Source organism: Limnobacter thiooxidans (assembly GCF_036323495.1).
In the GTDB taxonomy this organism is placed as follows: domain Bacteria; phylum Pseudomonadota; class Gammaproteobacteria; order Burkholderiales; family Burkholderiaceae_B; genus Limnobacter; species Limnobacter thiooxidans.
In genome coordinates this window covers 2,312,052-2,336,846 of the sequence record NZ_AP028947.1, presented here as the reverse complement: position 1 = coordinate 2,336,846, position 24,795 = coordinate 2,312,052, and the positions used below count along the sequence as shown (strand labels likewise).

Here is a 24,795-nt window from a genome sequence, read left to right as displayed (position 1 = left end):
TAATTTTCGGGGCCTACTCTTCGTGCATAGATTCCCAGGAACCGCGCATGAAGCCACTTGATTATCACACACGCCAGCCACAAACAGCACAGGCCGTTCTTTCCGATTTGCGTTGCGAAGAAGATGATATTCGGCGGTTTATTGTGCACACGTTTGCACACCATTACAACGCAAGTATAGAAACATTCTGTGATCACTTGCTTGGTGTGTGTACCCCTCAAGGGCAGTTGTGTGCGGCAGCGGGTTACAACCTGGCCGAAGAGGGCACGCTGTTCCTCGAACAATATCTGGATTTGCCACTTGAACAACATGTGCAGCAACAGCTGGGGCTCGAAATTCAACGTTCAGACATTGCAGAAGTCGGCAACCTCGCTGCAACCCATGCAGGTGGGGCCAGGATGTTGATTGAACTGATGACTCAGCACCTTCACAAGGAGGGCCGTCGCTGGGTGGCATTCACGGCAACTCGCAGCCTCATCAACAGCTTCAAGCGTCTCGGTTTGTCGCCGGTTATTCTGGCGCCAGCACTGCCCGAGCGTGTAAAAAACCCTGCCGCCTGGGGCAGCTACTACGCCCAAACTCCATTTGTGGCAATCGGCGATATTCAGTTGGGTCATGCTCGTTTGGGGGCTCATCAATGAATACCGAGAATTTTAAGTTTTTGTTGGGTGAATACTCAGGCCGTGTAATCAGCAGCCTGGATCAATCCCTGTCGGCAAGCCAATTGAGAAGTCAGGTTCAAGCCTGGGTGGACTACCTGCAACGTACGCAGGCCACAGGCCATGCCGTCGCCATTCTCGCTGACAATTGCCCAGCCTGGATTCCGCTGGACATGGCCTGTGCAAGCTTGAATATTCCGCTGGTGCCTTTGCCTTCATTTTTCACGGATCAGCAACTGGAACATGCCATTGTTGAAGCCGGAATTTCAACCTTGGTGACAGACCACGGTCAGCGCGGCCAGAAATTGGGTTTTGTGCTGACGCCACAGGATCTGGAGGCGCCGATGCTGTGCATGCGCCGCGTGAAGCTGGGCGATGCCACGCCACCCAACATCCAGAAAATTACATTTACTTCAGGTACCACCGGTGACCCAAAGGGCGTGTGCCTGACACAGGCCCAGCAACTTGCTGTGGCCAGTGGGCTGAACCAAGCCACAGCAAGTTTGAAAATTGAACGCCACCTGTGCCTGTTGCCTTTCAGCGTGTTGCTCGAAAATATTGCAGGTGTGTATGCACCCATGATGGCTGGCGCAGACATCATTTGTCCGCCACTGGAAGAAACCGGTTTGAAAGGCGCGTCGTCTTTTGATGCGAACCAGTGCCTCAATACCATTGAGAAGTACCAGGCGGAAAGCATCATCCTGTTGCCACAGATGTTGATGGCGCTTTTGCAGGCCAGTGCGCCAGGGGATCCCCGTTTGAAGTCGCTCAAGTTCATCGCGGTTGGCGGTGGCAAGGTGCCCATGGGTTTGCTCACCCTGGCAAGAATGTTCAGTTTGCCCGTCTATGAAGGCTACGGTTTAAGCGAATGCGCATCGGTTGTTTGCCTCAATACGCCCGCCAATACCAAGCCCGGCACTGTGGGCAAGCCGATTGCCGGTGTGCAGGTGCGTGTGGATGCCAATCAGGAAATTTGGGTGAAGGGGCGCCATTTCAGTGGCTATCTGCATGAGCTAAAGACAAATAGCGAACCAACCCACTGTGTGGGCGAGTGGTTGCCGACAGGTGATCTGGGTGCTCTGGACGAAGACGGCTTCCTGAGTATTCAAGGTCGAAAGAAGAATTTGATCATCACCGGTTTTGGTCGAAACATCAGCCCGGAATGGCCAGAGGGAATTCTTCTTTCCACGGGTCTGTTCCTGCAAGCGGCTGTGTTTGGTGAAGGGCAAACAGGCCTTGCCGCCATGCTGGTTCTTCGCAACCCCACAGATTCAAACAAGGTTCAGAACGCCCTGGACACCGTCAATGCGCAACTGCCTGATTACGCGCGCATTGTTCAACATTTGCTCGTTCCCGAGCCTTTCTCATTCAACAACGGTCTTTGCACGGCCAATGGCCGCATTCGACGCGATGCCATTTGGCACGCCTACAACAGTCAACTCAACGGAGAAACTGCATGAGTCCATTTTTTCAAACGCTTCAGGCTGAAACAGAGCGCAGTCGCTACCAGCTGATTCAATCTGCCATTATTCAGGAAGCACTGCGCGGCGATGTCACGCGCGGGCAATACCTTGCCTTCCTCGCCCAGGCTTATCACCACGTCAAGCACACAGTGCCTTTGCTGATGGCGTGTGGCAGTCGGCTTGATGCACGACACGAATGGCTGAAGAAAGCCATTGCTGAATACATTGATGAAGAGTATGGCCACGAACAGTGGATCTTGAACGACATCAAGGCAGCCGGTGGCGATCCAGTGGCTGTGGCCAACGCGCAACCACACATTACTACCCAAGCCATGGTGGCCTATGCGTATCACCAGGTTGACCGCAAAAACCCGGTCGGATTTTTCGGCATGGTTCATGTGCTGGAAGGAACAAGCACCGCGCTGGCCACCCTGGCTGCCGAGAAAATTCAGGTCAACCTGGCCTTGCCGGATTCCGCGTTTTCCTACCTCACTTCGCACGGCAGTCTTGATCTTGAGCACGTGAAGTTTTTTGAAGTGCTGATGAATCAGCTGACAGCACCAGAAGATCAAGCTGCAGTGGTGGATACGGCACACGCGATTTATCACCTGTACGGTGAAATGTTCCGTTCCTTGCCCCAGGCCAACAGCGATGCAATTTTTGATGAGGTTGCCGCATGAGTCAGCTCAATGCTTACCGCACCATATTGACTGGCGCAACAGGTGGCATAGGCCGCGCGATGGCTTTGCAGCTGGCCAGGCATTCCGAAAGCCTGTTGTTGCTGGGTCGAAATGCATCTGCACTGAACCAGATCCGCATGGAGTTGCTGAAAGAATTTCCAGAACTGTCGGTGGTTTGTTTGAGTGGTGATTTGCTGGATACGCAGTATCGGCGGGAAATTGCCAGCTACGCACAAGAGGCCCAAATCAACCTGTTGGTCAACAACGCAGGAATCAACCATTTTGGTTCGGTCAATGCCTCGGACGCAAGCGCGCAGACCGAGATCATCGAAACGAATCTGCTTGCGCCCATGCACCTGACCAAGGTGCTCTTGCCTGCCTTGTTGTCACAGGACAAGGCCCAGATCATTCAGGTGGGCTCGATTTTCGGTTACATCGGCTACCCGGGCAACGCTGCATACTGCGCCAGCAAGTTTGGTCTGCGTGGCTATGCACAGGCTTTGGCACGTGAACTTTCACACACTTCATTGAAAGTGAAGTACCTGGCACCTAGGGCGACTGCCACAGCCATCAACAAGGGTGCTGTGGAAGAGCTGAATACCGAACTGGGCGTGTCGACCGACACACCGGAGTTTGTAGCAACCCAATTGATCAAGTTGCTTCAAAGCGACCGGTTCGATATGAAACTGGGCTTTCCCGAGCGTCTGTTTGTCTTCCTTAACCAGCTGTTTCCGCGCATTAACGACAACGCAATTCACAAACAACTACCCACCATTGAAAGATATTGGAGTGCACCATGAAAAAGTACCTGAATAAATTTGCCCTTGGTCTGATTACGCTGACTCAATTCGCATGGGCTGCGCCCAGCGAAGAAGTGCAACGACTTCAAACCGAGTGGGCGCAAGCCATGTACCAGGATTCGGGCAAGGCCAAGGAAACCCACCTCGGTAAACTGGCTGAGCAGTCCCGCAGCCTGGTTGCCCAGAATCCCAAAGACGCAGACGCATTGATCTGGCAAGGCATTGTGCTGGGCAGTTATGCGGGCAATGTGGGTGGCTTGGGGGCATTGAGTCTGGTGAAAGAGGCCAAAGTGTCGCTTGAAAGTGCCATCGCCCTGAATCCCAAGGCGCTGGATGGTTCTGCCTATACCAGCCTGGGTTCATTGTACTACCAGGTTCCTGGTTGGCCCCTTGGCTTTGGCGATGACAAAAAGGCGGAAGAGTTTCTCAAACTGGGTTTGAGCGTCAATCCAAATGGCATTGATCCCAACTACTTTTATGGCGATTTTCTGTTTCGCGATGGTCGAACTGCCGATGCTGAAGCAGCCTTGAAAAAAGCGCTTCAAGCACCAGCACGCCCAGGCCGTGAATCTGCGGATGAAGGGCGTCGCAAAGAAATCAATGCCTTGCTTGCAAAAATCAAGTCTGGAAAATCCTGATCCAATTACACTGTGAATGTGTCACAGATCAAGGTTTTGAAAATTGAGAGTACTGCTGGTTGAGGATGATGAACTGATAGCGAACGGCGTTCGCGAGGCGCTACGCCGGCGGGCTTATCAGGTGGACTGGATCAACAACGGTCGGGATGCACTCAATGCCGCGCTCGACAATCCGTTTGACCTCATTATTCTTGACCTGGGTCTGCCCGGCATGGATGGGCTGGAAGTGTTGGGTAAATTGCGTGCCCAGCACAGGCTGACCCCCACCATCATTTTGAGTGCGCGCGGCACCACTCAGAACAGGATTGACGGCTTGAATGTAGGGGCTGACGATTACCTGGTCAAACCCTTCGAGCTGGAAGAGTTGTTCGCCAGAATTCATGCCATAGAACGGCGCACCAGCGGTTCAGCCACCAATGTGCTGCGCATGGGGCAAATTGAGTTGGACTTGGCCGGGTTACGCGTGATCTACAACGGCCAGGAAGTGACCCTGCAACGCCGTGAATTCAGTTTGCTCAAAAAATTGATGGAGAACCCGCGGCAGGTTTTCACCCGCGAGCAACTCGAAGAATCTTTGTATGGCTGGACCTCTGATTTGGGCAGCAATGCAATTGATGTCTACGTGCACAACATTCGCAAGAAGCTTTACAGCGATGTCATCAAGACATTGCGGGGCGTGGGTTATCGAATCGACCCAAATCTTTCAGGGCAATGACAGCATGAACTACTCCATGCGCAAGCGGATTCTATTTGCACTGGTACTGGCCTTGATCGTCATCATGAGCATGGCTGCGATCATCAGCTACAGGGTGGCCCTGCACGAGGCCGACGAAATCTTCAGTGCACGATTGGCCACTTCAGCACGGGTGCTGGAAACCCTGCTGGCCCGGCAGGTCGAACATGCCACCATTGAAAAGCCAGTGGTCATCTATTTGCCCGAGGGGCTGAGTGAGACGGATCCCGAGGTGAATTCGAACCTGGGTCACCCTTATGAAACCAAGCTGGCCTTTCAGGTCTGGAGTGCCGATGGACGTTTGCTGGTGCGCTCCGAGTTTGCACCAGAGGATCGCCTGGGACCACTCAAGGCTGGTTTTTGGGAGAAAGAGTCTGCGGGCAGGTCCTGGCATGTCTTCACGTTGAAAAGCAATGATGTCTGGATCGAAGTAGCGGAAGAGGTGGGCTTGCGTCGTGAAATAGCCAACGACGTGGGGCTGACACTCAGCATGCCCTTGCTGGCAGGTTTCGTGGTGTTGCTGTTGCTGGTCAACTTGATCGTGATGATTGGTTTTCGGCCCTTGGCCAAGCTGGCCGATTCGATTGAGCAGCGTGATCCGAAGGATAACTCAACCCTGGCCTTGGAGGAAACACCGGAAGAATTGCTGCCAGTTGTCAAAGCCTTGAACAGTCTTTTGAACAGAATGGCCAGTGCCTTGGCTCGGGAGCAGCGCTTCACCGATTCTGCCGCTCACGAACTGAGAACGCCACTGGCCGCCATGAGTGTTCATGCCGAGAACGCTGCCAATGCAAAAGATGATGAAGAGCGCGACATTTCATTGGCATTTCTTCTGACCGGCATGAGTCGTACCAAGCACCTGGTAGAGCAAATGCTGACCTACAGCCGAATCAGCGTAGATGCGCAGGGCGAGCCGGAGGTGTTGGTTGACCTTGCTGAAGAATTGACCTACCTGGTGAGTAGCCAGCAAGCTACCCTTGAGGGCAGCGGCTTGCAAATTCAACTGGATTTGCCTGAACAGCCCGTACAAGTAAAAGCGCAGCGGGGGTTGCTTGAAATTTTGCTGAGAAACCTGCTGGACAACGCCTGTAAGCACAGCAGCAAGCCGGATGAACCAGTGCGGGTTCATTTGCAGATTCAGCCTGAAACCAAACATGCCTGTATTCGTTTTGCAAACAGTGCCTTGCCCATACCTGTGCAGGAAGTGCCCCGCTTGTTTGAACCCTACTATCGACCCGCAGACACGCGTGCCAAAGGCAATGGCCTGGGATTGGCCATTGCCCGTGAAGTGGCACAACTGCATGGCTGGACACTGGAGTTGACTCGGAATTCCGCGCAAGAAGGTATTGAGTTCTCGGTGGAAATGCCTATTGAGTAATCCAGTGTCAGGCTGAACTTCGTAAGACGACCAGTCCTTTCTAGAACAGGTTCAGGCAAAGCTCCATCGCGACTATCAGCCCACCACCAGTGCTCAACCACAACCAAGAAGGCTGTTTTTGTTTCTGCCTTTTTTCCCACACTTTGTCGAGAATGCCGCGCGCAGGCAATTTGCCCAGTCGCGATTCTCCCACTGTTTTGGCTGCCCGCAGAAATACCTTTTTCCAGCCTCCACCTTCTACCAGGTACTCGGTCCAGCCTTTCTGGTTCAGCCGGATTTGTGTTTGCATGATTTGAGCGGCCGAAGGTAGGACCATGGACTGAAGTGGCTGGGCGCGCTTCCTGAACGCCATGAAGAGGTTGTTGTTGTCTTCCAGTGCCACCAGTTCAAAGTATTGGCTGACAGCAGCCATCAGGCTGAATCGTGAATAGTAGAAAAGATGTGCCTTGAAGTAGATGTTGTGAGGGCTGGCATCGGACTGGTGAATGTTGGGGACTTCAATCACGAGATTGCCTTGCTCACTTAACACCGACCATATTTTTTTCACTGCATCGGTGGGGTGAGCCAAGTGTTCGAAAACATGAAACATGGTCACAACATCCACTTCACTGTGACCGAGTTCTTCGATACCACAGGTGCGAACAGCAACATCATATTGCTGGCGCGCATAGTCGGAATAACCTACATGGGGCTCGATTCCCGCCGCACCAAAGCCAGCCTTGCCCGCCATGTAGCAGAATTCACCGCCCCCTGCACCAATGTCCAGCAGCCTTTTGTCTTGGGGATTTATACCGGCGCGCTCAATGAATGCCAGCCTGTCTCTGGCTGACTGGCCTGCACGGTACACATACTTGGCCTTGGGTTGGTGGGTGGACTTGTAGTCTTCCCTGTAGTTGTGTGAGTAATAGATTTTTAGCGCTTCATCGGTGGGTAGAACAGCCTGTTGCACCAAACCGCAACCACCACACAATGCCATCGACAGTGTTTCTCCCGATTTTGCATCCTGGGCAGTCCAGCTTTGAATGAATGACGAATTGCACAAACGACATGAACTCATCGAAGTCTCCTTGTTATTAACTTCGTATTGAAGGAAAAGTAAAATTTAAAAAGCAAAATCAGTACCAACACCCAACAGGGTCGCCACACCCAGCAATGCGAACATGCTTGCAGCGATGCGGTGAACCAGTTTCATTGGAATTTTTTCGGACAGTTTGTCGCCAGCAAATACCGCAGGGACATCAGCAATCAGCATGCCCAATGTAGTACCTGCCACGACCATCAGCACATCGCCGTAATGGGCAGACATGGCGACGGTGGCAATTTGGGTTTTGTCACCCATCTCAGCCAGGAAGAACGTAATGAAGGTTGCCCCGAACACGCCCAGCTTGGTTGCAAGCTGGGTTTCTTCTTCCTCGATCTTGTCGGGGATCAGTGTCCAGACGGCCATGGCAAGGAACGACACACCGAGTATCCAGCGCAAGGTTTCTGGATCGATTGTGTTGGTGATCCAGCTGCCTACAGCACCAGCCAAGCCGTGATTGATCAACGTAGCGACTGTGATGCCAAGAATGATTGGAATGGGTTTTTTGAACCGGGTGGCGAGCAGAAAAGCAAGGAGCTGTGTTTTGTCCCCGATTTCTGCGAGGGCAATGACACCGGTTGATACTAGAAAAGCCGACATTTGAAGTTCCTGGGGCCCGGAAAAAAACCGAATGACTGCACAGCTCCTCCAGGCCAGTCTGGAAGCTGTGTAGTCAAAGGTCTTGCCAAGTTCGCGAACTGTTGAAAGTTCGCGGATCGAACCGCTTACGCCATAGCCTGTATAAGATGTTAGGCCAAGTGTGTTGACGTAAGCCTTTCCTTTCGGAAAAGAGGCTACTCCCCAATGAGTACGCAGATGGTATTTCGAATTCATGTAAAAATCAACATCAATTTCAGCAACAAAAATTCACATTTCCATGTGACGATTTGTCGCATTCCCAAGGCGCTTTGATACGCCGATAATTCTCGTCAACAGTCTTCAGGCGTAGTTCAACGCGGATACCTGAAGAATGTCATCTCAAGGTCAACTATTGACCCTCTCTCATCTCCAGCTTGCCCTCAATCAAGCTGGAGTTTTTTTCCCGCTCTCTTGTTCAGAATCTCCAGCCGATACCCACGCCCACCAGCAAGGGATCCAGTTTGGCTTTCGACACCACTGCGCCATTGGCCAATACATCGCTTCGCAGTTGCACTTTCTTGATGTCCACATTCAGGTACATGTTGTCCTGAAGGTGGTAATCGGCACCCAGATTGAAAGCCAACCCGGTGCTGTGGCCCTCAAGTTCAAGGGGTTGGGCACCTGCAGCCAGTTTCACGCTTGAAATTTTGGTGTAGTTCACACCCAGGCCGGCATAGGGTTGAAACTTCGCACCTGGTTTGAAATGGTATTGAAGGCTTAATACCGGCGGGAGATGTTTGAAAGTTCCCAAGGCCGTACGGGTACCGTTGTTGACCAGTGTGACATCGTGTTTCTGTGGGTAGGTCAACACCAATTCAGCAGCCCAGTTGGGTGTGAAAAAATAGCTGATGTCCAGTTCAGGTATGGTCTTGTCGCTGACTTCGATTGTGTCCGTCGCGGTCACGCCCAAGGCGGGGATCGGGTCCGACTGGTTGGCCATGTCCATGTTCACTGCCCGCACGCGAACCATCCATGGCTGGTCTACTGCAGCGTGGGCTGAACAGGCGAGACCAAGCCCGAGCAAGGCCATGGCAAAACCAGTTTTTAAAACTGACGTTGCTTGATTGTGTGTGGTGTGTTTCATGGTGATCTCCCTTGCAATGAATGATGTTGTGTATAAGTTCAGTGTTGCAGAACCCGCTTTTACACGCCTTGATCCAAATCAAGCGATTGATGAATGGCATCGCTTGTCAATGCGATTGAAAGTTTTCCACTCCGCATTTAAGGGCTACACTGGGATTGTTTTTTTATTTACAAACAAGACAATGAGAAACCTCGCGCAAACCCCATTTCAGAGTTTGATTTTTGGACTGATTCTGGCGCTGTTGTCCATCCAAATCCAAGCCAAAGAAATTGAAGCCAAGCCGATGCACTACAACATGCCAAGTTGGTTCAAATCCAGTTTTCTGGACATACTTGCTGATGTGGATGAAGCGCGTTCTGCAGGTAAGGGATTGCTGATATTTTTTCATCTTGAAAACTGTCCGTTTTGTGCACATTTGCTGAAAGACAATTTCACCACCGGACCGAACAAGGAAAAAATCCAGCGTAATTTCGATGTGATCGGAATTGATGTGAAAGGCGATTTGCCCGTGGTCTGGGTCGATGGGAAAACCTATACGGAAAAAGAGCTGGCCAAGAAACTGGGTGTGTTTGCAACCCCCGCGTTGTTTGTGCTGGGTCCACAGCATGAAGTGGTCAAAAAGGTCATGGGCTACAAGAAGCCTGACGAATTCATGGCTCTATTGCCGTTCAGGAAACAATAAAGAAAACCGCCAATCGCTGGCGGTTTTCCACTTCACTGACGAACAGCTTGTCGATTAAAAGTTGTATTGAACCTGCAAGCGCAAGGCATCACTGGTGAAGTTGGCGTAGTCTTCACGACCCATGCGGTTGCCAGTGATCAGGTTGTTCCTGTCCAGGATGTGGTACACGGCCGTCATCTCTACTTCCTTGTTCAACTGCCACTCCACCCCGATTTCCCAGTCGTTGACTTCGTTTTTGGGTGCATTCGTTTCGGCCTTGTTGAATCCGTCAAAGTACTGCCACTTCACGAAGGGCAACACGTTGCCGTAGTTTGCTGTCTTGTGGAGGTACATGGCCTGAAGATAACCGCCGTGAACATTTCGTTCGTCAATCATCAAGGTGTCTTTTTCCAGGCCTGGGCTCTTGCCCCAGTTCCATTCCGCTTGAAGACCAAAAGGCTGCGGGTACATCACTGCGCTGACACCAACGCGCTGGTCATCGAAACCATCGCGCAAACGTGGATCACTGCTTGGGTTTGCGATGTTCACTGTTCCTCCAGTTGAGTTCGCACGGAATCCACCTGTTACCGGTACAAACTTTCCCGTGTAACCTTGAACGCCAAACTCGTAGAACTGTCCGCTGCCGGCTTTCAAGGGGTACGTGAACCGGGCCACTGTGTGCAGACCGTCGTTCGTGTCGCGGCGGTTGGGGCCCTGACCGTTGTACACGCCAAAACCGAACATGCCGTAATTGCCGGAGTGTTTCAGGCCTGCCTTGGAAATTTCCGAGAACAATTCCTGGGTTTCGACAGGAGTGTAGTAATAGAAAACACCGGTGTCCCGTTCATCGCGAACCGCACTGTTCAGTGCGTCGGCGCGATCAAGCGTCAAGCGGTTCTGGCTGGACTGCAGGTTTTCGAAGCCAAAGGGTACCTTGGACTGACCCACGCGGAATCGGTGAACCTTTTGCTTGTCCACTGAGATGTCGCCGTAGGCGTCACGCAATTGAAGAATGTTTCCGGTTGTTCCTGCCGATGACGCGAAGTCTGGTTGAATGTAGTAGCTGAAGCGGTCGCCCACATCGCCTGAAAACACGAGGCGACCGCGCCGGATCAGGAAGTTGTCCACGTTGTTTGACAGTGAATTGCTGTCACCCACTGAACGGTCGGTCCACAGGTCAATCGCCTTGTCGCCAGACAGGATTGTTGAATGGCGAGCCTGCACATAGCCCCGAAGCTTGAAGCCAGAGCCGCTGTTGCTTTTCACGCTGCTCGCAATTTTCTTGTCCACTTCGGCCAAAATTTCTTCACGGGTTTCCTGAGCCACAGCGGCGGGGGCAGCCTCCGTGTCGGCTTGTTTGAACACCCCCAGTTTCACGCGGCCTGCACCGGGCTCCGCGAAAATCTGCTTGGTGGTGGTGTCCATATAAAGCTCGAGTGGAGCACTTGTTGATTCGCTGGCTTGAAGTGGCATCACGGCTGCGGCAATACCCATCGCCACCAGTTTTATTGCAATTTTTTTCATCATGCACCTGTAAGGGAATGCGCAAAATGCGCGCCAAAATAGTGTGATGCAGGTGTGTTACAGCTCGATCCAGAATCGATTAACAAGCCTGTTTGGAAAGATTAACGCTGCATTAACAGCAGAACTGGATGTCAAAAAATGGACGAAAAAAAAGCCCGATTGCTCGGGCTTTAACAAGGGCCAAAATTGAACCCTACCGTACCAAGGGGTGAAAACAACAACAATTAATTCGTGGATTGGCCTGATGCATCCGATGCATTGTTGGCCAGGCTGCGTGGAGCCTCGGATCGCTTGACCCAGGATTGGGTCGATGTACCATCGCCAAAGTCGGCGTACTGGTAACCATTCATTTTCTTGACCACCTCGGAACGAGAAACCTTGCTGGCCACATTGCTGCTTGGGCTGAAAGTGCTGTCCGTTGCGTTAGCCACATTGTGGCTGTCAGTTTTGGCGATCACAGCGTCACGGCTTACAGTCGACTTTACTGGCTTGCTGGCAAGGTAAGTGCCATCGCCCTGTGTCAGGTCTGCAAAAGCGGCTGTGCTGCTTAAACACAAAGCAAAACCCAAAGTCATCATCTTTTTCATGTCAGTACTCCTGTAGAGGTTGGTTGTTTTTTCTCTGCATGTTCAGTGCATGGAAACCAGTGTGAGGCAAAGGTCTGACGGTTTCCGATGTGGTTCGATTAACGCGGGGCTCTTCAAAAATGAACAGAAGATGAAAACCCTGATCTGATACCGGTTATTCCGCTTCCGTGCGTCTAGTTATTCAAACAGCTTGTCGATTTCAGATATCTTTTCAAATCGGCGTGACCGTTTCCCATGGGGGATTTGATCCGTGCCGTGTCTTGTATGGCAATTGAGGTGGAAGGATGTTTAAAACGCGAATCTTTTGGGCATTTGGTGTTCTGGCTGTTGCCTCGGTCATTCAGGGCATACTGGGATGGTCCACTTTGCGGGTTGCAGACCAGAATATTCAACGTGGCCGTGTCGCCAACGAACTTCTGGTGGGTTTTGTAGACCTGTCGGCCGAAAAACAGCGCTTGCGCTTGTTGTTGTCCGAAAGCCTGATCGGGCGACAGGTGGCGCCCGATGAACTGCGGCAAATCCAGAAAAACATGATCAGCATTCTTGATCAGCTGGACAGCCGGGCCCAACGCGCGTTGAGCCTTTATCAAGGCACCCGTGAAATGGATGCTGAACACGCAGCCAGAGAAAAAGCCCTGAAAGTGCTGCGCACCAGTTTCACCGCGCTGGACACCAGCGTACCCGCCTTGCTGGCTTCGGCCCGCTCTTCAACCATTCAATGGACAGACATCAACCGCACCTTTGACATGTCTGATGGGCTGGATTTGCGCACTTTGCTGGCTGAAAGCATTTCCCGCGAGCGCTTGGCCACCGCGCGCGACCGGGCTGCTGCCGACGCATCACTGAAGTTACTCAATGCCTTTGCAATTTCCGCCACCCTGACCTTGTCGCTGGTTGCGGTGTTGTTGGCTGTGTACTTTGTAAGGGCACTCAGCAAACCACTGAAACGCATTGCGGATGGCGCGCGCGAACTGGAAGCCGGGAACCTCGATTATCGAATTCCTGAACATTCCAACGACGAGTTCAGCGAACTGGCCAAAGCCGTTAACCGGATGGCGCGCGAACTGAGCAAGTTTCGGGGGCAGGAAATGCAGGCCAGGGCAGAACTTGAAAGCCTGGTTCAGCAAAGAACCTTCGAGGTTCAGGAAGGCTTGCATCGCCTCGAGAAACTGGACTTGCGCCGGCGACAAATGTTTGCTGACATCAGCCATGAATTGAAAACCCCTACCACAGCCATTCGGGGTGAGGCGGAAATTACCCTTCGTGGTCGGGACAAGGACGTGGTGGAGTACAAGGAAACACTGGTTCGTATCATGGACAGTGCCAAGCACCTGGGCCTGGTCATTGAAGACATGTTGACACTGGCCCGAAGTGACATTGATTCGCTGGTCATGGACAGAAGCCCTGTTCGTCTCGAAGAGTTGGTGAGTGAGTCCATTGATCAAATGCACCCTCAGCTTCAAAAAAATCGAATTGATCTTCGTCTGGATTTGAGTACCCAATCCATGGTGCTGGGTGACCGGCAACGTCTGAAGCAGTTGTTCACGATTGTGCTGGACAATGCCGTTCAGTATTCTCCAACCGATGCAGCCATTGATGTAGTCAGTCAGCACATCACAGATGCCGAGGGCAACAGGCACGCTGAAATCACCATCACAGACCACGGTATCGGTATTCCGGAAGCCGACATTGATCGAGTCTGGGACCGACATTTCCGCAGTGATGTCGCCAAACGCTGGCGCCCAGATGGCCACGGGCTAGGTTTAGCCCTTGCCAGTGCGCTCACACGTGCACATTTTGGACAAATTGAATTGCAAAGCCAACTCCACGCGGGAACCAGTGTCAAAATACTGTTGCCAGTATTTGAGGCCACCTTGGAGATTGATTCATGAATATTTTGATCATTGAAGACGATGCACGCGTTGGCAGCTTTCTGGAAAGGGGGCTGAAAGCGGAGGGTTATCGGGTTCAATGGGCAAAAACGGGCGGGGAAGGCATTGCGCTGGCCCGTTCGATGATGGATCAAATCAGTGTGGCCAGTGACAAGGCGGTCATTTTGCTGGATGTCATGTTGCCCGATCAAAATGGCTTCACGGTGTGCCAGACCTTGCGCAGTGGTGGTGTGCACATTCCCATTCTCATGTTGACAGCCTTGAGCAGCCTGGAGGACCGTGTGAACGGTTTGCGCCTCGGCGCTGACGATTACCTCCCCAAACCTTTCGCTTTTGAGGAAGTACTGGCACGCATCGAGGTATTGGCACGTCGCAGTATCCAGCCACGACTGGAGACCAAATCAGTTTTGGCAGTCGACGATCTGGAAATGGATCTTGAAAAAATGCGGGTCACCCGTGGCGGCAATCCGATTGAGCTGACAGCCAAGGAACTCGCATTGCTCGAGTTGTTGATGTCGGCACCTGGCCGGCTGTTTAGCCGCGAACGCATATTGGCCAATGTGTGGGGTGTTAATGAAGACCCTTTGACCAACGTAGTTGATGTGTACATTCGGCGCTTGCGCAACAAGATTGACCTTGAAGGTTTCACACCCCTTATTCACACCCAGCGCGGGCTTGGCTATCGTTTGGAGTCGATTCCCGACAAATCCTGAATCCAATTCATCTTCTGTTCATTTTCCCTGCCGGGCTTGTTCATTGCATTGCCCACTTGCGCTTCAGCTTGGCTTGAGATGATTTCCTCGTGCGAAAAACATGCTGCACGGCGATTCACCCCAAGCAAAAAAGGGGTTTTCCAACCAAGCAAGGAGTATGAACATGAATACATTGTCTTTCTACAAAACCACAGTGACCGCAGCGGTATTGATGGGCCTGAGTGGTGCCGTAATGGCCAAGGACTCTGCACCTGTTGTCAGTACCAATGTCACTGAAGCCGAAGTGCTGGCAGCGCAGCAGGCCTGGGGCAATGCCTTGGTGCAGATTTCCCAGGACTTTGAAAAGGGTGGCTTCGAGAAAGCCAAGCAAACAGCCAATGCTGTACTGGATGCAGCCTACGGCTACAACATGGGCCCCGTGCTGTTCAAGCCCACATTGACTGTTGCACCACAAACATTCCGCACCACGAAAGAGGGCGCACTCGCTTACTTCGTTGGCGGTGACAAAAACTATGCAAGCGACACAGGTTTTGCATTGAAAGGCTGGCGCAAAGTGGATGTAAAGAATGTCGGTATCCACCTGCATGGCAATACGGCCACTTCAATGGGCAACGTCAGCATCACCGACAAAAATGGAAAGGTCACCACAGTGGACAAGACCTGGGGCTATGTGAAGGACAATGCAGGCAATCTGCGCATTGTGCTGCACCACTCTTCATTGCCTTACAGCCCCAAGTAACTTTGTGGGGGTTACGCATTCTGGCGTCAACCCCTTCTTCCCATTTGCATGGCAGGTGATTTCATGAAGCATTTGAAAAAAAACCACAAACCCATTGCTGCAGCTATTTTGCTGATGGGTAGTTTTTTGTCTGCGCCAGCATTGGCTGGCACTGGCAAGCTTGTGTTGACCGGTGGTGTCAGCACCATTGAAGGTGCGGCGGGCGGTGGCCTGACGCCCTGGGCGGTAATTGGTACGCAAGCCACAGAAAATGAATGGGGTATTGCCGCCAACATTACACAGGCAAGAACCGACGACTACACGGTGGACACGCAAGGTGTGACTTTTGCCTGGGATGAGCGTATCGAGTTTTCGCTCGGCAGCCAGACCCTGGACACCGGTATTACAGGTACCGCATTGGGCTTGCCCGGTCTGGATCTTGAGCAAACCATTGTTGGTGTGAAATACAAGCTATTTGGCGACGCCATTCTGGATTCTGATACCTGGATGCCCCAGGTGTCAGTGGGATTGCAGCACAAAAGCCTGGATGCAGCTGGCCTTGCACCAACTCTGAATACCTTGGGCGCGAAAGACAGTGGCACCGATGCCTACATTTCTGCGACCAAGCTCTTCCTGAAACAGGGCGTTTTGGTGAACGGTACCTTGCGTGCCACCAAGGCCAACCAGAACGGTTTCCTCGGCTTTGGTTCCACCCTCGGCGGTGATGACACCGACTACGAATTGATGCCTGAGTTTTCAGTGGCCAAATTGTTGAAAGACAACCTGGCCATTGGTGCGGAATACCGCTTCATGCCCAACAAGCTGGAGTCGGCAGGCCGTGCCGCAGGGCTTGGAAATGGTCTGGCATCTGACGACTGGATGGATGTCTTCGTGGCTTGGGCGCCCACCAAGAATGTGTCGTTAACAGCGGCATATGTTGACTTGGGTCGCATCGTACCGGGTACAACAAATGGCCGCGATCAAACCGGTGTTTATCTGTCTGCACAGTTTGCATTTTAATCGGGAGTTGAATCATGAGAAAAAAGTTCATGGGTTTTGCACTGGCTTTGGGCATGGTGCTGAGCAGCGGTATGGCTTTTGCCAATTCGGGCAGTTTGTATGATCAGCTCGGCGGCAAGGAAAGCATTCGTACCGTGATGGATGACTTTGTTGCGCGTGTGAAAGCGGATCCCAGAATTGGTGATCAGTTTCAGAACACCGATGCCAATCGCTTGGCTTCCCAGTTGACTGACCAGGTTTGTGAAGCCACGGGTGGGCCTTGCAAGTACGTCGGCCTGGACATGAAGGCTGCGCATGCCGGTATGACCATTACCAAGGCGCACTTCAATGCACTGGTGGAGGTGCTGGTGGCCAGCATGAACGCCAAGGGTGTTCCGTTTGACCTGCAAACCGACATTCTGGCTTTGTTGGCACCCATGCACCGTGATGTAATCACGGTGCGCTGATCAGGCGATAACTCTCCTTAAAAACCGATGAACCATGTGCTGGCCAGCACATGGTTCATTTGATTTTCACGGTTTCCACCCACATTGATAACCTGGTTCAAATAGCCCAATTCCACGCGTGATTTTTTGTCATAGCGCCACATCACACCTGCAAAGGCTCGGTTCTGGTTGATGCCACTTCGCCCAGCCCATGCAGTGTCGTTCAGGTTGATGAACAATTCATTCCAGGCCAATGCGTGCCATTCTGATTCCGGTGCGACGGGGTGGCTGGCCCGAAACATCTGTCGCAGACGGTGCGAAGTTTCATCTGAAATATCCAGGTCGCGCTGTTCCAGTCGGGTTCTGCTGCTCCAGCTGAAGTCATTCCATTTCGATTGATAGCTGAATTGCTGCCACAAGCGATCCTCCTTGCTGGTACGTTGCGCCGTTTCCGTTTCTACATACGCATAGCCCAGTGCCACGGAAGATTGTTTGCTTAGCGCGTAGCTTACCGAGGGGCGAACAATCAACTGGTCGAATTCCTTGCCGCTGTTCTTGAAGCGGGGCTGAATTTCTGCTGTCCATCGGGTGCTGTCCGTCAGCTCGCCATCCATCACCAGCGAGGTCCACAGACGCACGTCTTCTTCAGCAGCCATCGAAGAAAAAGACATCGTGGTCAAACTTGCAGCGAGCAGGCTCGCCACTGTTTTTCGTTTCGAAATCAAACGCATTTTTTACTCCTGTCCATCGGTTGAAAAATTGGTTAAAAACATCCAAGAACCATGTTGCGCCAGTGTTTTGAACTGAAAGCATGCGTTTTCATGAATGAATCAAAGCCGGAAAATGAACAAAACATGAAGGGGGGAGCCATCTCTAAATCAAGCTGGTCAAACCGATACGATTTGCGTGAACACAACAGCAGACAAGAGCGATTAAACGCAGGAGGCAGTATGAAAGTTTTGATCGTTGAAGACGATTCCCGAGTGTCCGGATTTCTGGACAGAGGCTTGAAGGCCGAGGGCTATCGCACTCAGGTCGCAGGCACGGCACAACTGGGAATGAGCCTGGCCAAGAATCTGCAAACCGAAGTCACGGAAGGGGCTGGTGATGCCTTGGTGATTCTCGATGTGATGCTGCCCGATGGTTCAGGTTTGGATGTGTGCCAAAACTTGCGCAAGGAAAATTTCAAACTTCCGGTGTTGATGTTGACTGCATTGAACACAGTGGACGATCGAATTGCCGGTTTGCGAATGGGTGCAGACGACTACCTTGGAAAACCTTTTTCCTTTGATGAACTGCTGGCAAGAATTGAGGCCTTGCGCCGTCGCAGCGTGCAGGGTGTCAACCCGCCGCAAGACCGAAAGCTGACGGTTTCTGACTTGGTGCTGGACTTGGGTAGCATGCGGCTGACCAGGGCTGGCAAGGACATTGCACTGACCGCCAAGGAACTTGCGCTGGTGGAGTTGATGATGAGTTCACCAGGCCGACTGTTCAGCCGTGAAAGAATTCTGTCAAATGTGTGGGGTGTGAATGAAGACCCCTTGACCAATGTGGTGGATGTGTACATTCGCCGCTTGAGAAGCAAAATTGACCTGGAGGGTATGCCGCCCTTGATACACACCCAGCGGGGCTTGGGTTACAGGCTGGAATCGCTGGAGTAAGTCGGACCACCTCTCTGCTGGGCGCTGTGCCATCGCACAGCGTTGACCTTGGAGGTCATAGAGTGGACGGTTTTGATCGACTAATATTCTCGTTAAATCAACTCCATTTCATTCAAGGATTTTTCCATGGCTATTTTTCGCACTTACCTGCTGCTTGTGATCGCTGTACTGGGCTTGTATACCCTGAAGGTTGGGTTAGACCACGGCTGGAACCTGATTCCCATATTCTTTGACAACATCCTGGCCATGGATTGGCAAGGCCAGTTCAATGTGGATTTCATGAGCTTTCTCGCCTTGTCTGCAATCTGGGTCAGCTGGCGACATCGCTTTTCACCCGGCGGTTTGATACTGGGTGTGGTTGCGTTTTTTGGTGGCATGATGTTTCTGGCGCCTTATCTGATTTGGGCAAGCCTGAAAGCGAAAGGTGACGTCCGTGTTTTGCTGTTGGGAAATCAGCTTTGAACACCACAATGTGCAACCAAAACTCGATCGAAGGCAGTATTTTGTAAAAAACCGTTTCTGAGTTTTGGTTTTACCTGTTTATTTTCTGGATTGTATTTCCCCCATCCGGGCTAGAGTTGTCCAAGACAACCCAACTGAACAGGTAAAGCAGCATGCGTATTGCAAGAAACAGTCGCGCCAATCAGGCCAAGCCAGCGCTTGAGTATTTTTCGCGCTTCATGGGCGCGCTTTATCCGGACCAAAAAAGGCTGGGCGAAATTCAAGCTGTTTATGACAACCTCACATTGCTTGGCCAGTTGTTGGGGGCCGGCACCGACATCACCAAGATGCGGTCTGATTTTCAGAACCTCGCCAGTGTATTGCTGGATCAATTGGCACAGGAACACTACAAGAAAGCAGCCTTGACGCTGACCTCGAACGCCCGAATATCTGTGGACGTGTTGACGCGAAACCTGTTTGAACGCACAGCCGACATTGGATTTCTGGCCACAGATCGACAAGTGTGTGCGTTTGCGGAAGCGGCCAAGGCCAATTCTTCAGGCACTGAAGATTCAACGCAGCTCGATGAGCTGCGCGCGCATTTTAGTGAATACGTGAGCAAGTACTCGGTGTATCACAACATTGTTCTTCTCTCGCCCCAGGGCGAAGTGCTGGCTCAGCTTGATGAGCGAAACCAGGTTCGTGTTGTGGACGATCCCTTTGTTCACGAGGCCTTGAACACCTCGCAAGCCTATGTGGAGATATTTCGGCCCACCACCTTGCTGCCCAACTGCCCCAGCCCGCTTGTGTATGCCTGCAAGGTGATGTCGACTGATGGCACACACCCAGTGGGAGTGCTTTGTCTTTGTTTCCGGTTTGAGGACGAGTGCAAACGTATTTTTGAAAACCTGGTTGAAGAAGACGACTGGAGCGTAATCACCTTGCTGGATGCAGAACACCGCGTGATTGCAAGCAGCGACCCCTATCAGTTTCCCTTGGGCTCTAAACTAAAAGCCATCGCGGACGGCGAATGTGGCGTGATTCGATTCGGTGGCCGGGAATACTTGACGGCTACCCGGCAATCGAACCCCTACCAGGGCTACTGCGTACCGGGTTGGTTGGGGCATGCCTTGGCCCCGCTTAATCATGCGTTTGATGTGTCCGATGCGCCCGAGCTGGCTTCCGTGTCCGAGGGCTTTTTAATGGACGTGCTGGAAGTGGCCACGCTGTTCAATGCCGAGTTGCGCAATATTCCCAAAAGGGCTGCACTCATTCAGCAAGAGTTGAATCGGTCAGTGTGGAATGGAAACATAGGCCTGGCCCGGCAGGAAGGCAAGGGTGGTTCCGAATTTGCAAAAGTGCTGTTGCGCGAAATTGGTCGCACAGGTGCAAAAACCCGGGATGTGTTCAACGAATCGACCACTAATTTGTACAAAACAGTGGTTGCATCCCTGATGTTTGATTGCGCCACACAGGCCGCACTGGCGATTGACATCATGGATCGCAATCTGTATGAGCGCGCCAACGATTGCCGTTGGTGGGCTTTGACCCGGGAATTTCGACTGGAACTGGAACACTTCAATTTTGAAGACATTCATCAACAAGAAAAGTTGACCCAGATTCTGCGCCACATCAACTCGCTGTACACGGTTTACAGCAACATCATTCTGTTCGATCGGCATGGTCGAGTGGTGTCGGTGTCGAACCCGGCCTGCACCGATTTGCTGGGCACTGTGCTCTCTGAACCCTGGGTTCGTGAAACCCTGGAGTTGAAAGATTCACAATCGTTTGTGACCTCCCATTTCACATCCACCAATTTGTATTTCAACAAGCCGACCTACGTGTATGCAGCCGCGGTTCAGGGCTTGGGTGCCAACCCAACAGTACAGGGTGGAATTGCAGTGGTGTTCGATTCCGAGCCCCAGTTTCAAGCCATGCTCAATGATGTGTTGCCCAGAAATGAAGCAGGTCAGATCACCAAAGATTCATTTGCTGTTTTTGTGGAATCGGACGGCGCTGTAATATCTGGAACCAGTTCGCAATTTCCTGCCGGTTCAAAAATCGAGATTGAGCCCGGATTACTGACCCTGCAAAAAGGTTCATCCACTGTGAACCTGATTCAGTTTGCCGATCGCTATTATGCGGTCGGTGCAAGTGCAAGTGCGGGTTATCGGGAGTACACGGGCGTGCAGTCCAGGCAGGGAAGCGGTGTGCTTGCCCTTGTGTTCATGCCTTTGTCCACAAGTGTGGCACTGACCACGGGCACACTTCGCAATACCCAACAACACAGACCGCAGGAATTGAAGGCACCGCGTGGTGCGCCTTCAATTGACATCGCGACTTTCTTTATCAGTGGGCATGGTTATGGACTGCCTCCTGCTTCAATTCTTGCGGCGGTGGATGCCAAAAACCTCACCGCAGTGCCCGCTTCGCGCACTGAAATGGCGGGTTACCTGATTTTTGAAGAGAAGCCGATTGCGGTGTTTGATCTGTCCACCTTGTTGGTGAATCAGAGTTGTTTGCACACCGAATCTTTCGCATTGCCAGATCACGAACGCAAACAGGTGTTGGTGTTGAAGACCGAAGGGTCTTCAGAAGAGTTCGGCATCCTGATTGATGACCTTGGAGAGATGGCAGAAATTGAGCTGGACCGCTTGAGCAAACTGCCGCAAATGGCAGGTGAGCAGGGCAGCATTGTGGAAGGCATTGTCAAACCGGGCAACCACGACATGCCGCAGCACATTCTGCTGTTGTTGTCAGCAGAACGGCTACAGCGTCAGCTGGTGTCAACTCAACGCGACAACACCACCCTGAATCTTGGGCTGCCACTGCGCACTTTTTCCAGTGCGTCGTTGATTTGATCAAAGCCGAAAGATTCAACAATTGGTTCGATCTTGTGCAGGGCTGCAAACTTCAGCATGTCTGCGATCACTCGGGGGCTACCCACCGGTGATGAAGAAATGCTGCGTTGTTGCCCCATCAAGCCGAATACGCCAATGTCGAGCGGCTCCAGCACGGCGCCCAGAAAGTGCAATCGGCCCTTGGGTGCCAGTGTGGACACATAGGCATTCCAGTCCAGCTTCACGTTGACAGTGGACAAAATCAGGTCGAACGACCCGGCCGCTTTTTTCAGGGCTTCGGGGTCTTTGCTGTTCAGCACATGGTGAGCACCCATGTTCATCAGTTCCTCGGTTTTGGAGGCATTGCTGCTGAATGCAGTCACCTCGCATCCCCAGGCCTTCAAAAACATGACCGCCATGTGACCCAAGCCACCCACGCCAATCACGGCAACCTTGCTTTGGGGTGAAATATTGTATTGAACCAGTGGGTTGTAAACGGTAATGCCACCGCACAGCAGGGGGCCTGCAGTGGCCGGGTTCACACCTGCCGGAATTTTCACTGCACTGATGGCCTGCGCCCGAACCTTATCGGCGAAACCACCATGGCGACCCACGATGGTGCCCTTGGCCGTGCTGCACAAATTGTGATCGCCGCCCATGCACATCTTGCAACTTTCGCAATAGCCTGAATGCCAGCCCAAACCCACCACGTCACCAATGGCAAGGTGGCTAACATGCGTGCCCACCTGGCTGACGCGACCGATCACTTCGTGACCGGCTACCATGGGGTATTTTGCGCGCCCCCAGTCGTTGTCCAGCATGCTGATATCGCTGTGGCAAATGCCGCAGTGGTCTACGTCGATTTCCACATCAAATGCGCCCAGTGCACCCGGGTCATATTGGAAAGGTTTCAGGGGGCCCTTGGCCTCGAATGCGGCGTATGCGTTGATCATGTTGTCTCCAGTGTGTTCTTTATCGTAATACATCTTTGAGTTTGCACCCAAGGCGTGTTTGCTGTCAGGCGCTGCGTCGCTCCCACACGGTCATTTCTGCCAGGCTGTGTTGAAATTTACGCGATGTTTCGCGAATCACAAAAGGCACATTCCGGGGTTGGGTCACCAAATCAAAATGCGGGTCCAATACAGCGTGCATGCCATCCAGCACGGTTCGGGGTTTGCTGTCCGCTACAAATCCACCAATCCAGTTCTGGCGTGGTGTGTAGTCGGTCAGCAGGGTGTAGGGCGAACAAATCACCAGCAAACCGCCGGGCACCAGGCGGGCTGGCAAGTCACGAAGAAATGCAGCGGGGTCGTTGACCCGGTCAATCAGGTTGCCTGCAAAAATCAGGTCATAGTGGCGGTGTTGCTCACCGAGATTGCAGGCGTCACCTACCTCAAAACTCACCTGTGAGTTGTCGATGTTCAGGGCCAGGTCGGCAAGGCTGAATTGCAGGGTTTTAACCAGTTCCCCTTGCTCATGCACAAGGTAGGGCAGGGTTTCGCCTGCCTGAAGCCGCGCCGCAGCGTCGACGAACTTGCTGGACAAATCAATGCCCACGGCTGTTTCAAAACTTTTCGCCAGTTCAAATGTGCTGCGACCTACTGCACAGCCCAGGTCTAGAGCCTTGCGGCGGGGGCGTGCCCCCATCAACTCAATGCAAAGCTCGGCACAGCGCGCCGGGAAATTGGGTACATCAAAGTAGTCGGCGCCAAAGTGAAAAGCCATGTATTGGTTCAGCAGTTCATCGGTTTCGTAAATATTGTTCATCAGTAGTTATCTCGCACAGGTTCGGAAGCCGACGAACACATCGTTTCGGTCAGGGGTATACGCTTGGCGGTAGGTGCCGCGAATCAGGATTGAGGACGTTGCACAGGAACCACCCCGCACCACTTTGTGGTCGCCAAACTGCAATGTGGACATGAATGGGTACATGTCCATGGTAAAACCGTCATAGGGCATGAACAGGCTGTCAGTCCACTCCCACACTGTACCGATCATCTGCCTGCAGCCGAAAGGGCTGTCGCCTTGCGGCCAAGCAGTCACCGATTGCCGGGCAAGGCCGGTGGCGTTCATGTCCACGCGGCGATCATCCATGGTATTTCCCCATGGGAACGGTGTGAAAGGTCCATGTTCCAGATTGCCCAATGCGGCCGCTTCCCATTCAAATTCCGTGGGCAGTCTGCGGCCGGCGAAATTGCACCAGGCTTGCGCTTCCCAATAACTGACGTGCTTTACAGGCCAATCACCCTGCAAGGGCAGCCATTGGTCAAAGTAACGTTCAAGCCACTGGCCTTCAACCTGCTTCCAGTACAGCGGGTGCATGGCTGAGCAACGCTGCCGCCATTTCAGACCCGCCATGCTCCACAGGGAATCCTGCTGATAGCCACCGGCTTGAATGAACTCAAGATACTCTGCATTGCTCACCAGGGTTGGTGACATGCGAAACGATTTCAGTTCTTTGACAAAACCGGGCTTTTCATTGTCAAAGCAGAAGTCTTCGGTCGCGAAATGCTCTGAATGGGCCGGCATGCCAATCCGGTAGCGTCCGGCGGGTACTTCAACATTGCCAGCCAATCGTGCTTCCGCGGCGCTGGATACATTCACTGCGCTTGGCGGGAGTGAGTACGCCAGAGTTTGCCGTGCCCACACCATGGACTCAATGTGCATGTTCAGGTGAAAAATCGAGTACTTGTACAGGTAAAGGTCGTCAGCACTCAGCGGTTTTTCGAGAATTCGTTGCCTGACGCGTTGGTGAACATGATCAACATACTTCAGTGTGTTTTCCTTGTCGGGAAACACACCCGCTTCCCAGCGGTCTTCGTGGGCCAGCTCGAATGAGTCCCACACATCATTCAATGCCGGGTTGTAGGGTGGGGCACCATCCAATTTCTGGAGAATGAAGTGTTCAAAGAAAAACGCGGCGTGACCCATTTCCCAAACGGGCGGGTTAATGTCCGGTGAATAAGGCACTTCAAGCTGGGAAGGACTCAGGCTATTCAACAAGCCTAAAGCACGTTCGAAACTGCGGTCGAGTGCGGAAAGCAGGGATTGCTGATCGTTCATGGGGGCTCTGCTGCAAGTACGGCTGAGTTGGATTATATGCTGCTGGAGAATTCGGGGTGGGCAGCGTATGCTGAAGAGTCAAGACAATACCTAAA

Annotated in this window: 25 protein-coding genes and 1 riboswitch; of the genes, 16 read left to right on the top strand and 9 right to left on the bottom strand. The window is 52.5% G+C overall.

Annotated features, from left to right (window positions below):
* Positions 1 to 47 precede the first annotated feature (47 nt).
* From RGQ30_RS10640 to RGQ30_RS10610, 7 genes are read left to right on the top strand one after another with little or no spacing between them, the layout of a single operon-like run.
* Positions 48 to 641 carry a thermostable hemolysin gene (locus RGQ30_RS10640; RefSeq protein ID WP_130555940.1) on the top strand — a complete coding sequence of 198 codons (594 nt, stop codon included), beginning with the start codon at positions 48 to 50 and terminating at the stop codon, positions 639 to 641.
* Complete coding sequence (locus tag RGQ30_RS10635) at positions 638 to 2,119, top strand: AMP-binding protein (RefSeq protein ID WP_130555941.1); 1,482 nt, start codon at positions 638 to 640, stop codon at positions 2,117 to 2,119. The genes RGQ30_RS10640 and RGQ30_RS10635 overlap by 4 nt, the downstream gene beginning before the upstream one ends.
* A complete protein-coding gene (locus tag RGQ30_RS10630; protein ID WP_130555942.1) occupies positions 2,116 to 2,802 on the top strand; it encodes an iron-containing redox enzyme family protein in 687 nt (228 codons plus the stop codon). Before RGQ30_RS10635 ends, RGQ30_RS10630 begins: the two co-directional genes overlap by 4 nt.
* Complete coding sequence (locus RGQ30_RS10625; RefSeq protein ID WP_130555943.1) at positions 2,799 to 3,602, top strand: SDR family oxidoreductase; 804 nt, start codon at positions 2,799 to 2,801, stop codon at positions 3,600 to 3,602. The genes RGQ30_RS10630 and RGQ30_RS10625 overlap by 4 nt, the downstream gene beginning before the upstream one ends.
* A complete protein-coding gene (locus tag RGQ30_RS10620) occupies positions 3,599 to 4,240 on the top strand; it encodes a tetratricopeptide repeat protein (protein WP_130555944.1) in 642 nt (213 codons plus the stop codon). Before RGQ30_RS10625 ends, RGQ30_RS10620 begins: the two co-directional genes overlap by 4 nt.
* A gap of 43 nt (positions 4,241 to 4,283) precedes the next feature.
* Positions 4,284 to 4,955 (top strand): response regulator transcription factor, encoded by a 672-nt coding sequence (locus RGQ30_RS10615; protein ID WP_130555945.1) that lies wholly within the window; start codon positions 4,284 to 4,286, stop codon positions 4,953 to 4,955.
* A gap of 4 nt (positions 4,956 to 4,959) precedes the next feature.
* The gene (locus RGQ30_RS10610; RefSeq protein ID WP_298215983.1) at positions 4,960 to 6,351 is read left to right on the top strand and encodes an ATP-binding protein; all 1,392 of its coding nucleotides are present in this window, start codon (positions 4,960 to 4,962) and stop codon (positions 6,349 to 6,351) included.
* A 40-nt stretch (positions 6,352 to 6,391) separates the two neighbouring features.
* Here the strand turns inward: RGQ30_RS10610 and RGQ30_RS10605 are convergent, their stop codons facing one another.
* The 3 genes from RGQ30_RS10605 to RGQ30_RS10595 form a co-directional block, all read right to left on the bottom strand.
* On the bottom strand, positions 6,392 to 7,408 hold the full coding sequence (locus RGQ30_RS10605) for a class I SAM-dependent methyltransferase (protein WP_130555947.1): 1,017 nt from the start codon (positions 7,406 to 7,408) through the stop codon (positions 6,392 to 6,394).
* Positions 7,409 to 7,453: 45 nt separating this feature from the next.
* The gene (locus RGQ30_RS10600; RefSeq protein ID WP_130555948.1) at positions 7,454 to 8,032 is read right to left on the bottom strand and encodes a TMEM165/GDT1 family protein; all 579 of its coding nucleotides are present in this window, start codon (positions 8,030 to 8,032) and stop codon (positions 7,454 to 7,456) included.
* 105 nt (positions 8,033 to 8,137) lie between these two features.
* Positions 8,138 to 8,252: riboswitch (yybP-ykoY riboswitch) on the bottom strand.
* 234 nt (positions 8,253 to 8,486) lie between these two features.
* The gene (locus tag RGQ30_RS10595) at positions 8,487 to 9,155 is read right to left on the bottom strand and encodes an OmpW/AlkL family protein (RefSeq protein WP_338284393.1); all 669 of its coding nucleotides are present in this window, start codon (positions 9,153 to 9,155) and stop codon (positions 8,487 to 8,489) included.
* On the opposite strand from RGQ30_RS10595, the gene RGQ30_RS10590 reads away from it, so the two are divergent.
* A complete protein-coding gene (locus RGQ30_RS10590) occupies positions 9,154 to 9,837 on the top strand; it encodes a thioredoxin fold domain-containing protein (RefSeq protein ID WP_130555949.1) in 684 nt (227 codons plus the stop codon). The two genes, RGQ30_RS10595 and RGQ30_RS10590, sit on opposite strands and share 2 nt — an antisense overlap.
* Positions 9,838 to 9,891: 54 nt before the next feature.
* On the opposite strand, the gene RGQ30_RS10585 is transcribed toward RGQ30_RS10590, so the two are convergent.
* Both RGQ30_RS10585 and RGQ30_RS10580 read right to left on the bottom strand, forming a co-directional pair.
* A complete protein-coding gene (locus RGQ30_RS10585) occupies positions 9,892 to 11,340 on the bottom strand; it encodes a porin (RefSeq protein WP_338284392.1) in 1,449 nt (482 codons plus the stop codon).
* Positions 11,341 to 11,564: 224 nt separating this feature from the next.
* A complete protein-coding gene (locus RGQ30_RS10580; RefSeq protein WP_130555950.1) occupies positions 11,565 to 11,927 on the bottom strand; it encodes a hypothetical protein in 363 nt (120 codons plus the stop codon).
* A gap of 284 nt (positions 11,928 to 12,211) precedes the next feature.
* On the opposite strand from RGQ30_RS10580, the gene RGQ30_RS10575 reads away from it, so the two are divergent.
* The 5 genes from RGQ30_RS10575 (at position 12,212) to RGQ30_RS10555 (ending at position 16,716) form a co-directional block, all read left to right on the top strand.
* On the top strand, positions 12,212 to 13,819 hold the full coding sequence (locus RGQ30_RS10575; RefSeq protein ID WP_130555951.1) for a sensor histidine kinase: 1,608 nt from the start codon (positions 12,212 to 12,214) through the stop codon (positions 13,817 to 13,819).
* The gene (locus RGQ30_RS10570; RefSeq protein WP_130555952.1) at positions 13,816 to 14,532 is read left to right on the top strand and encodes a response regulator transcription factor; all 717 of its coding nucleotides are present in this window, start codon (positions 13,816 to 13,818) and stop codon (positions 14,530 to 14,532) included. Before RGQ30_RS10575 ends, RGQ30_RS10570 begins: the two co-directional genes overlap by 4 nt.
* Before the next feature lie 163 nt (positions 14,533 to 14,695).
* A complete protein-coding gene (locus RGQ30_RS10565; RefSeq protein ID WP_298215970.1) occupies positions 14,696 to 15,271 on the top strand; it encodes a hypothetical protein in 576 nt (191 codons plus the stop codon).
* 63 nt (positions 15,272 to 15,334) lie between these two features.
* Positions 15,335 to 16,270 carry a DUF3034 family protein gene (locus tag RGQ30_RS10560; RefSeq protein WP_130555954.1) on the top strand — a complete coding sequence of 312 codons (936 nt, stop codon included), beginning with the start codon at positions 15,335 to 15,337 and terminating at the stop codon, positions 16,268 to 16,270.
* Positions 16,271 to 16,284: 14 nt separating this feature from the next.
* Positions 16,285 to 16,716, top strand: a complete 432-nt coding sequence (locus RGQ30_RS10555) for a group I truncated hemoglobin (RefSeq protein WP_130555955.1) — start codon at positions 16,285 to 16,287, stop codon at positions 16,714 to 16,716.
* 17 nt (positions 16,717 to 16,733) lie between these two features.
* On the opposite strand, the gene RGQ30_RS10550 is transcribed toward RGQ30_RS10555, so the two are convergent.
* The gene (locus tag RGQ30_RS10550) at positions 16,734 to 17,426 is read right to left on the bottom strand and encodes a DUF2490 domain-containing protein (RefSeq protein WP_130555956.1); all 693 of its coding nucleotides are present in this window, start codon (positions 17,424 to 17,426) and stop codon (positions 16,734 to 16,736) included.
* A gap of 219 nt (positions 17,427 to 17,645) precedes the next feature.
* On the opposite strand from RGQ30_RS10550, the gene RGQ30_RS10545 reads away from it, so the two are divergent.
* The 3 genes from RGQ30_RS10545 to RGQ30_RS10535 all read left to right on the top strand — a co-directional run bounded on the left by RGQ30_RS10545 (position 17,646) and on the right by RGQ30_RS10535 (position 21,658).
* On the top strand, positions 17,646 to 18,356 hold the full coding sequence (locus tag RGQ30_RS10545; protein WP_130555957.1) for a response regulator transcription factor: 711 nt from the start codon (positions 17,646 to 17,648) through the stop codon (positions 18,354 to 18,356).
* A 126-nt stretch (positions 18,357 to 18,482) separates the two neighbouring features.
* Complete coding sequence (locus tag RGQ30_RS10540) at positions 18,483 to 18,818, top strand: hypothetical protein (protein ID WP_130555958.1); 336 nt, start codon at positions 18,483 to 18,485, stop codon at positions 18,816 to 18,818.
* A 152-nt stretch (positions 18,819 to 18,970) separates the two neighbouring features.
* Complete coding sequence (locus RGQ30_RS10535; RefSeq protein ID WP_130555959.1) at positions 18,971 to 21,658, top strand: chemotaxis protein CheW; 2,688 nt, start codon at positions 18,971 to 18,973, stop codon at positions 21,656 to 21,658.
* On the opposite strand, the gene ahr is transcribed toward RGQ30_RS10535, so the two are convergent.
* The 3 genes from ahr to senA form a co-directional block, all read right to left on the bottom strand.
* A complete protein-coding gene (ahr, locus tag RGQ30_RS10530) occupies positions 21,589 to 22,590 on the bottom strand; it encodes an NADPH-dependent aldehyde reductase Ahr (protein ID WP_130555960.1) in 1,002 nt (333 codons plus the stop codon). The two genes, RGQ30_RS10535 and ahr, sit on opposite strands and share 70 nt — an antisense overlap.
* Positions 22,591 to 22,654: 64 nt before the next feature.
* Entirely contained in the window at positions 22,655 to 23,404 is a 750-nt protein-coding gene (locus tag RGQ30_RS10525) for a putative 4-mercaptohistidine N1-methyltransferase (protein WP_130555961.1), read from the bottom strand.
* 6 nt (positions 23,405 to 23,410) lie between these two features.
* Positions 23,411 to 24,700, bottom strand: coding sequence for a selenoneine synthase SenA (senA, locus tag RGQ30_RS10520; protein ID WP_130555962.1), 1,290 nt, complete (start codon positions 24,698 to 24,700; stop codon positions 23,411 to 23,413).
* Positions 24,701 to 24,795: the final 95 nt, after the last annotated feature.

Excerpts from the sequence above, each read along its gene's own strand:
- RGQ30_RS10625 (WP_130555943.1), top strand. The coding sequence starts at position 2,799 with ATGAGTCAGCTCAATGCTTACCGCACCATATTGACTGGCGCAACAGGT.
- senA (WP_130555962.1), bottom strand. The coding sequence starts at position 24,700 with ATGAACGATCAGCAATCCCTGCTTTCCGCACTCGACCGCAGTTTCGAA.
- RGQ30_RS10640 (WP_130555940.1), top strand. The coding sequence starts at position 48 with ATGAAGCCACTTGATTATCACACACGCCAGCCACAAACAGCACAGGCC.
- RGQ30_RS10620 (WP_130555944.1), top strand. The coding sequence starts at position 3,599 with ATGAAAAAGTACCTGAATAAATTTGCCCTTGGTCTGATTACGCTGACT.
- RGQ30_RS10545 (WP_130555957.1), top strand. The coding sequence starts at position 17,646 with ATGAAAGTTTTGATCGTTGAAGACGATTCCCGAGTGTCCGGATTTCTG.
- RGQ30_RS10605 (WP_130555947.1), bottom strand. The coding sequence starts at position 7,408 with ATGAGTTCATGTCGTTTGTGCAATTCGTCATTCATTCAAAGCTGGACT.
- RGQ30_RS10580 (WP_130555950.1), bottom strand. The coding sequence starts at position 11,927 with ATGAAAAAGATGATGACTTTGGGTTTTGCTTTGTGTTTAAGCAGCACA.
- RGQ30_RS10635 (WP_130555941.1), top strand. The coding sequence starts at position 638 with ATGAATACCGAGAATTTTAAGTTTTTGTTGGGTGAATACTCAGGCCGT.
- RGQ30_RS10570 (WP_130555952.1), top strand. The coding sequence starts at position 13,816 with ATGAATATTTTGATCATTGAAGACGATGCACGCGTTGGCAGCTTTCTG.
- RGQ30_RS10560 (WP_130555954.1), top strand. The coding sequence starts at position 15,335 with ATGAAGCATTTGAAAAAAAACCACAAACCCATTGCTGCAGCTATTTTG.
- RGQ30_RS10610 (WP_298215983.1), top strand. The coding sequence starts at position 4,960 with ATGAACTACTCCATGCGCAAGCGGATTCTATTTGCACTGGTACTGGCC.
- ahr (WP_130555960.1), bottom strand. The coding sequence starts at position 22,590 with ATGATCAACGCATACGCCGCATTCGAGGCCAAGGGCCCCCTGAAACCT.
- RGQ30_RS10535 (WP_130555959.1), top strand. The coding sequence starts at position 18,971 with ATGCGTATTGCAAGAAACAGTCGCGCCAATCAGGCCAAGCCAGCGCTT.
- RGQ30_RS10595 (WP_338284393.1), bottom strand. The coding sequence starts at position 9,155 with ATGAAACACACCACACACAATCAAGCAACGTCAGTTTTAAAAACTGGT.
- RGQ30_RS10575 (WP_130555951.1), top strand. The coding sequence starts at position 12,212 with ATGTTTAAAACGCGAATCTTTTGGGCATTTGGTGTTCTGGCTGTTGCC.
- RGQ30_RS10565 (WP_298215970.1), top strand. The coding sequence starts at position 14,696 with ATGAATACATTGTCTTTCTACAAAACCACAGTGACCGCAGCGGTATTG.
- RGQ30_RS10585 (WP_338284392.1), bottom strand. The coding sequence starts at position 11,340 with ATGAAAAAAATTGCAATAAAACTGGTGGCGATGGGTATTGCCGCAGCC.
- RGQ30_RS10555 (WP_130555955.1), top strand. The coding sequence starts at position 16,285 with ATGAGAAAAAAGTTCATGGGTTTTGCACTGGCTTTGGGCATGGTGCTG.
- RGQ30_RS10590 (WP_130555949.1), top strand. The coding sequence starts at position 9,154 with ATGGTGATCTCCCTTGCAATGAATGATGTTGTGTATAAGTTCAGTGTT.
- RGQ30_RS10550 (WP_130555956.1), bottom strand. The coding sequence starts at position 17,426 with ATGCGTTTGATTTCGAAACGAAAAACAGTGGCGAGCCTGCTCGCTGCA.
- RGQ30_RS10600 (WP_130555948.1), bottom strand. The coding sequence starts at position 8,032 with ATGTCGGCTTTTCTAGTATCAACCGGTGTCATTGCCCTCGCAGAAATC.
- RGQ30_RS10540 (WP_130555958.1), top strand. The coding sequence starts at position 18,483 with ATGGCTATTTTTCGCACTTACCTGCTGCTTGTGATCGCTGTACTGGGC.
- RGQ30_RS10525 (WP_130555961.1), bottom strand. The coding sequence starts at position 23,404 with ATGAACAATATTTACGAAACCGATGAACTGCTGAACCAATACATGGCT.
- RGQ30_RS10630 (WP_130555942.1), top strand. The coding sequence starts at position 2,116 with ATGAGTCCATTTTTTCAAACGCTTCAGGCTGAAACAGAGCGCAGTCGC.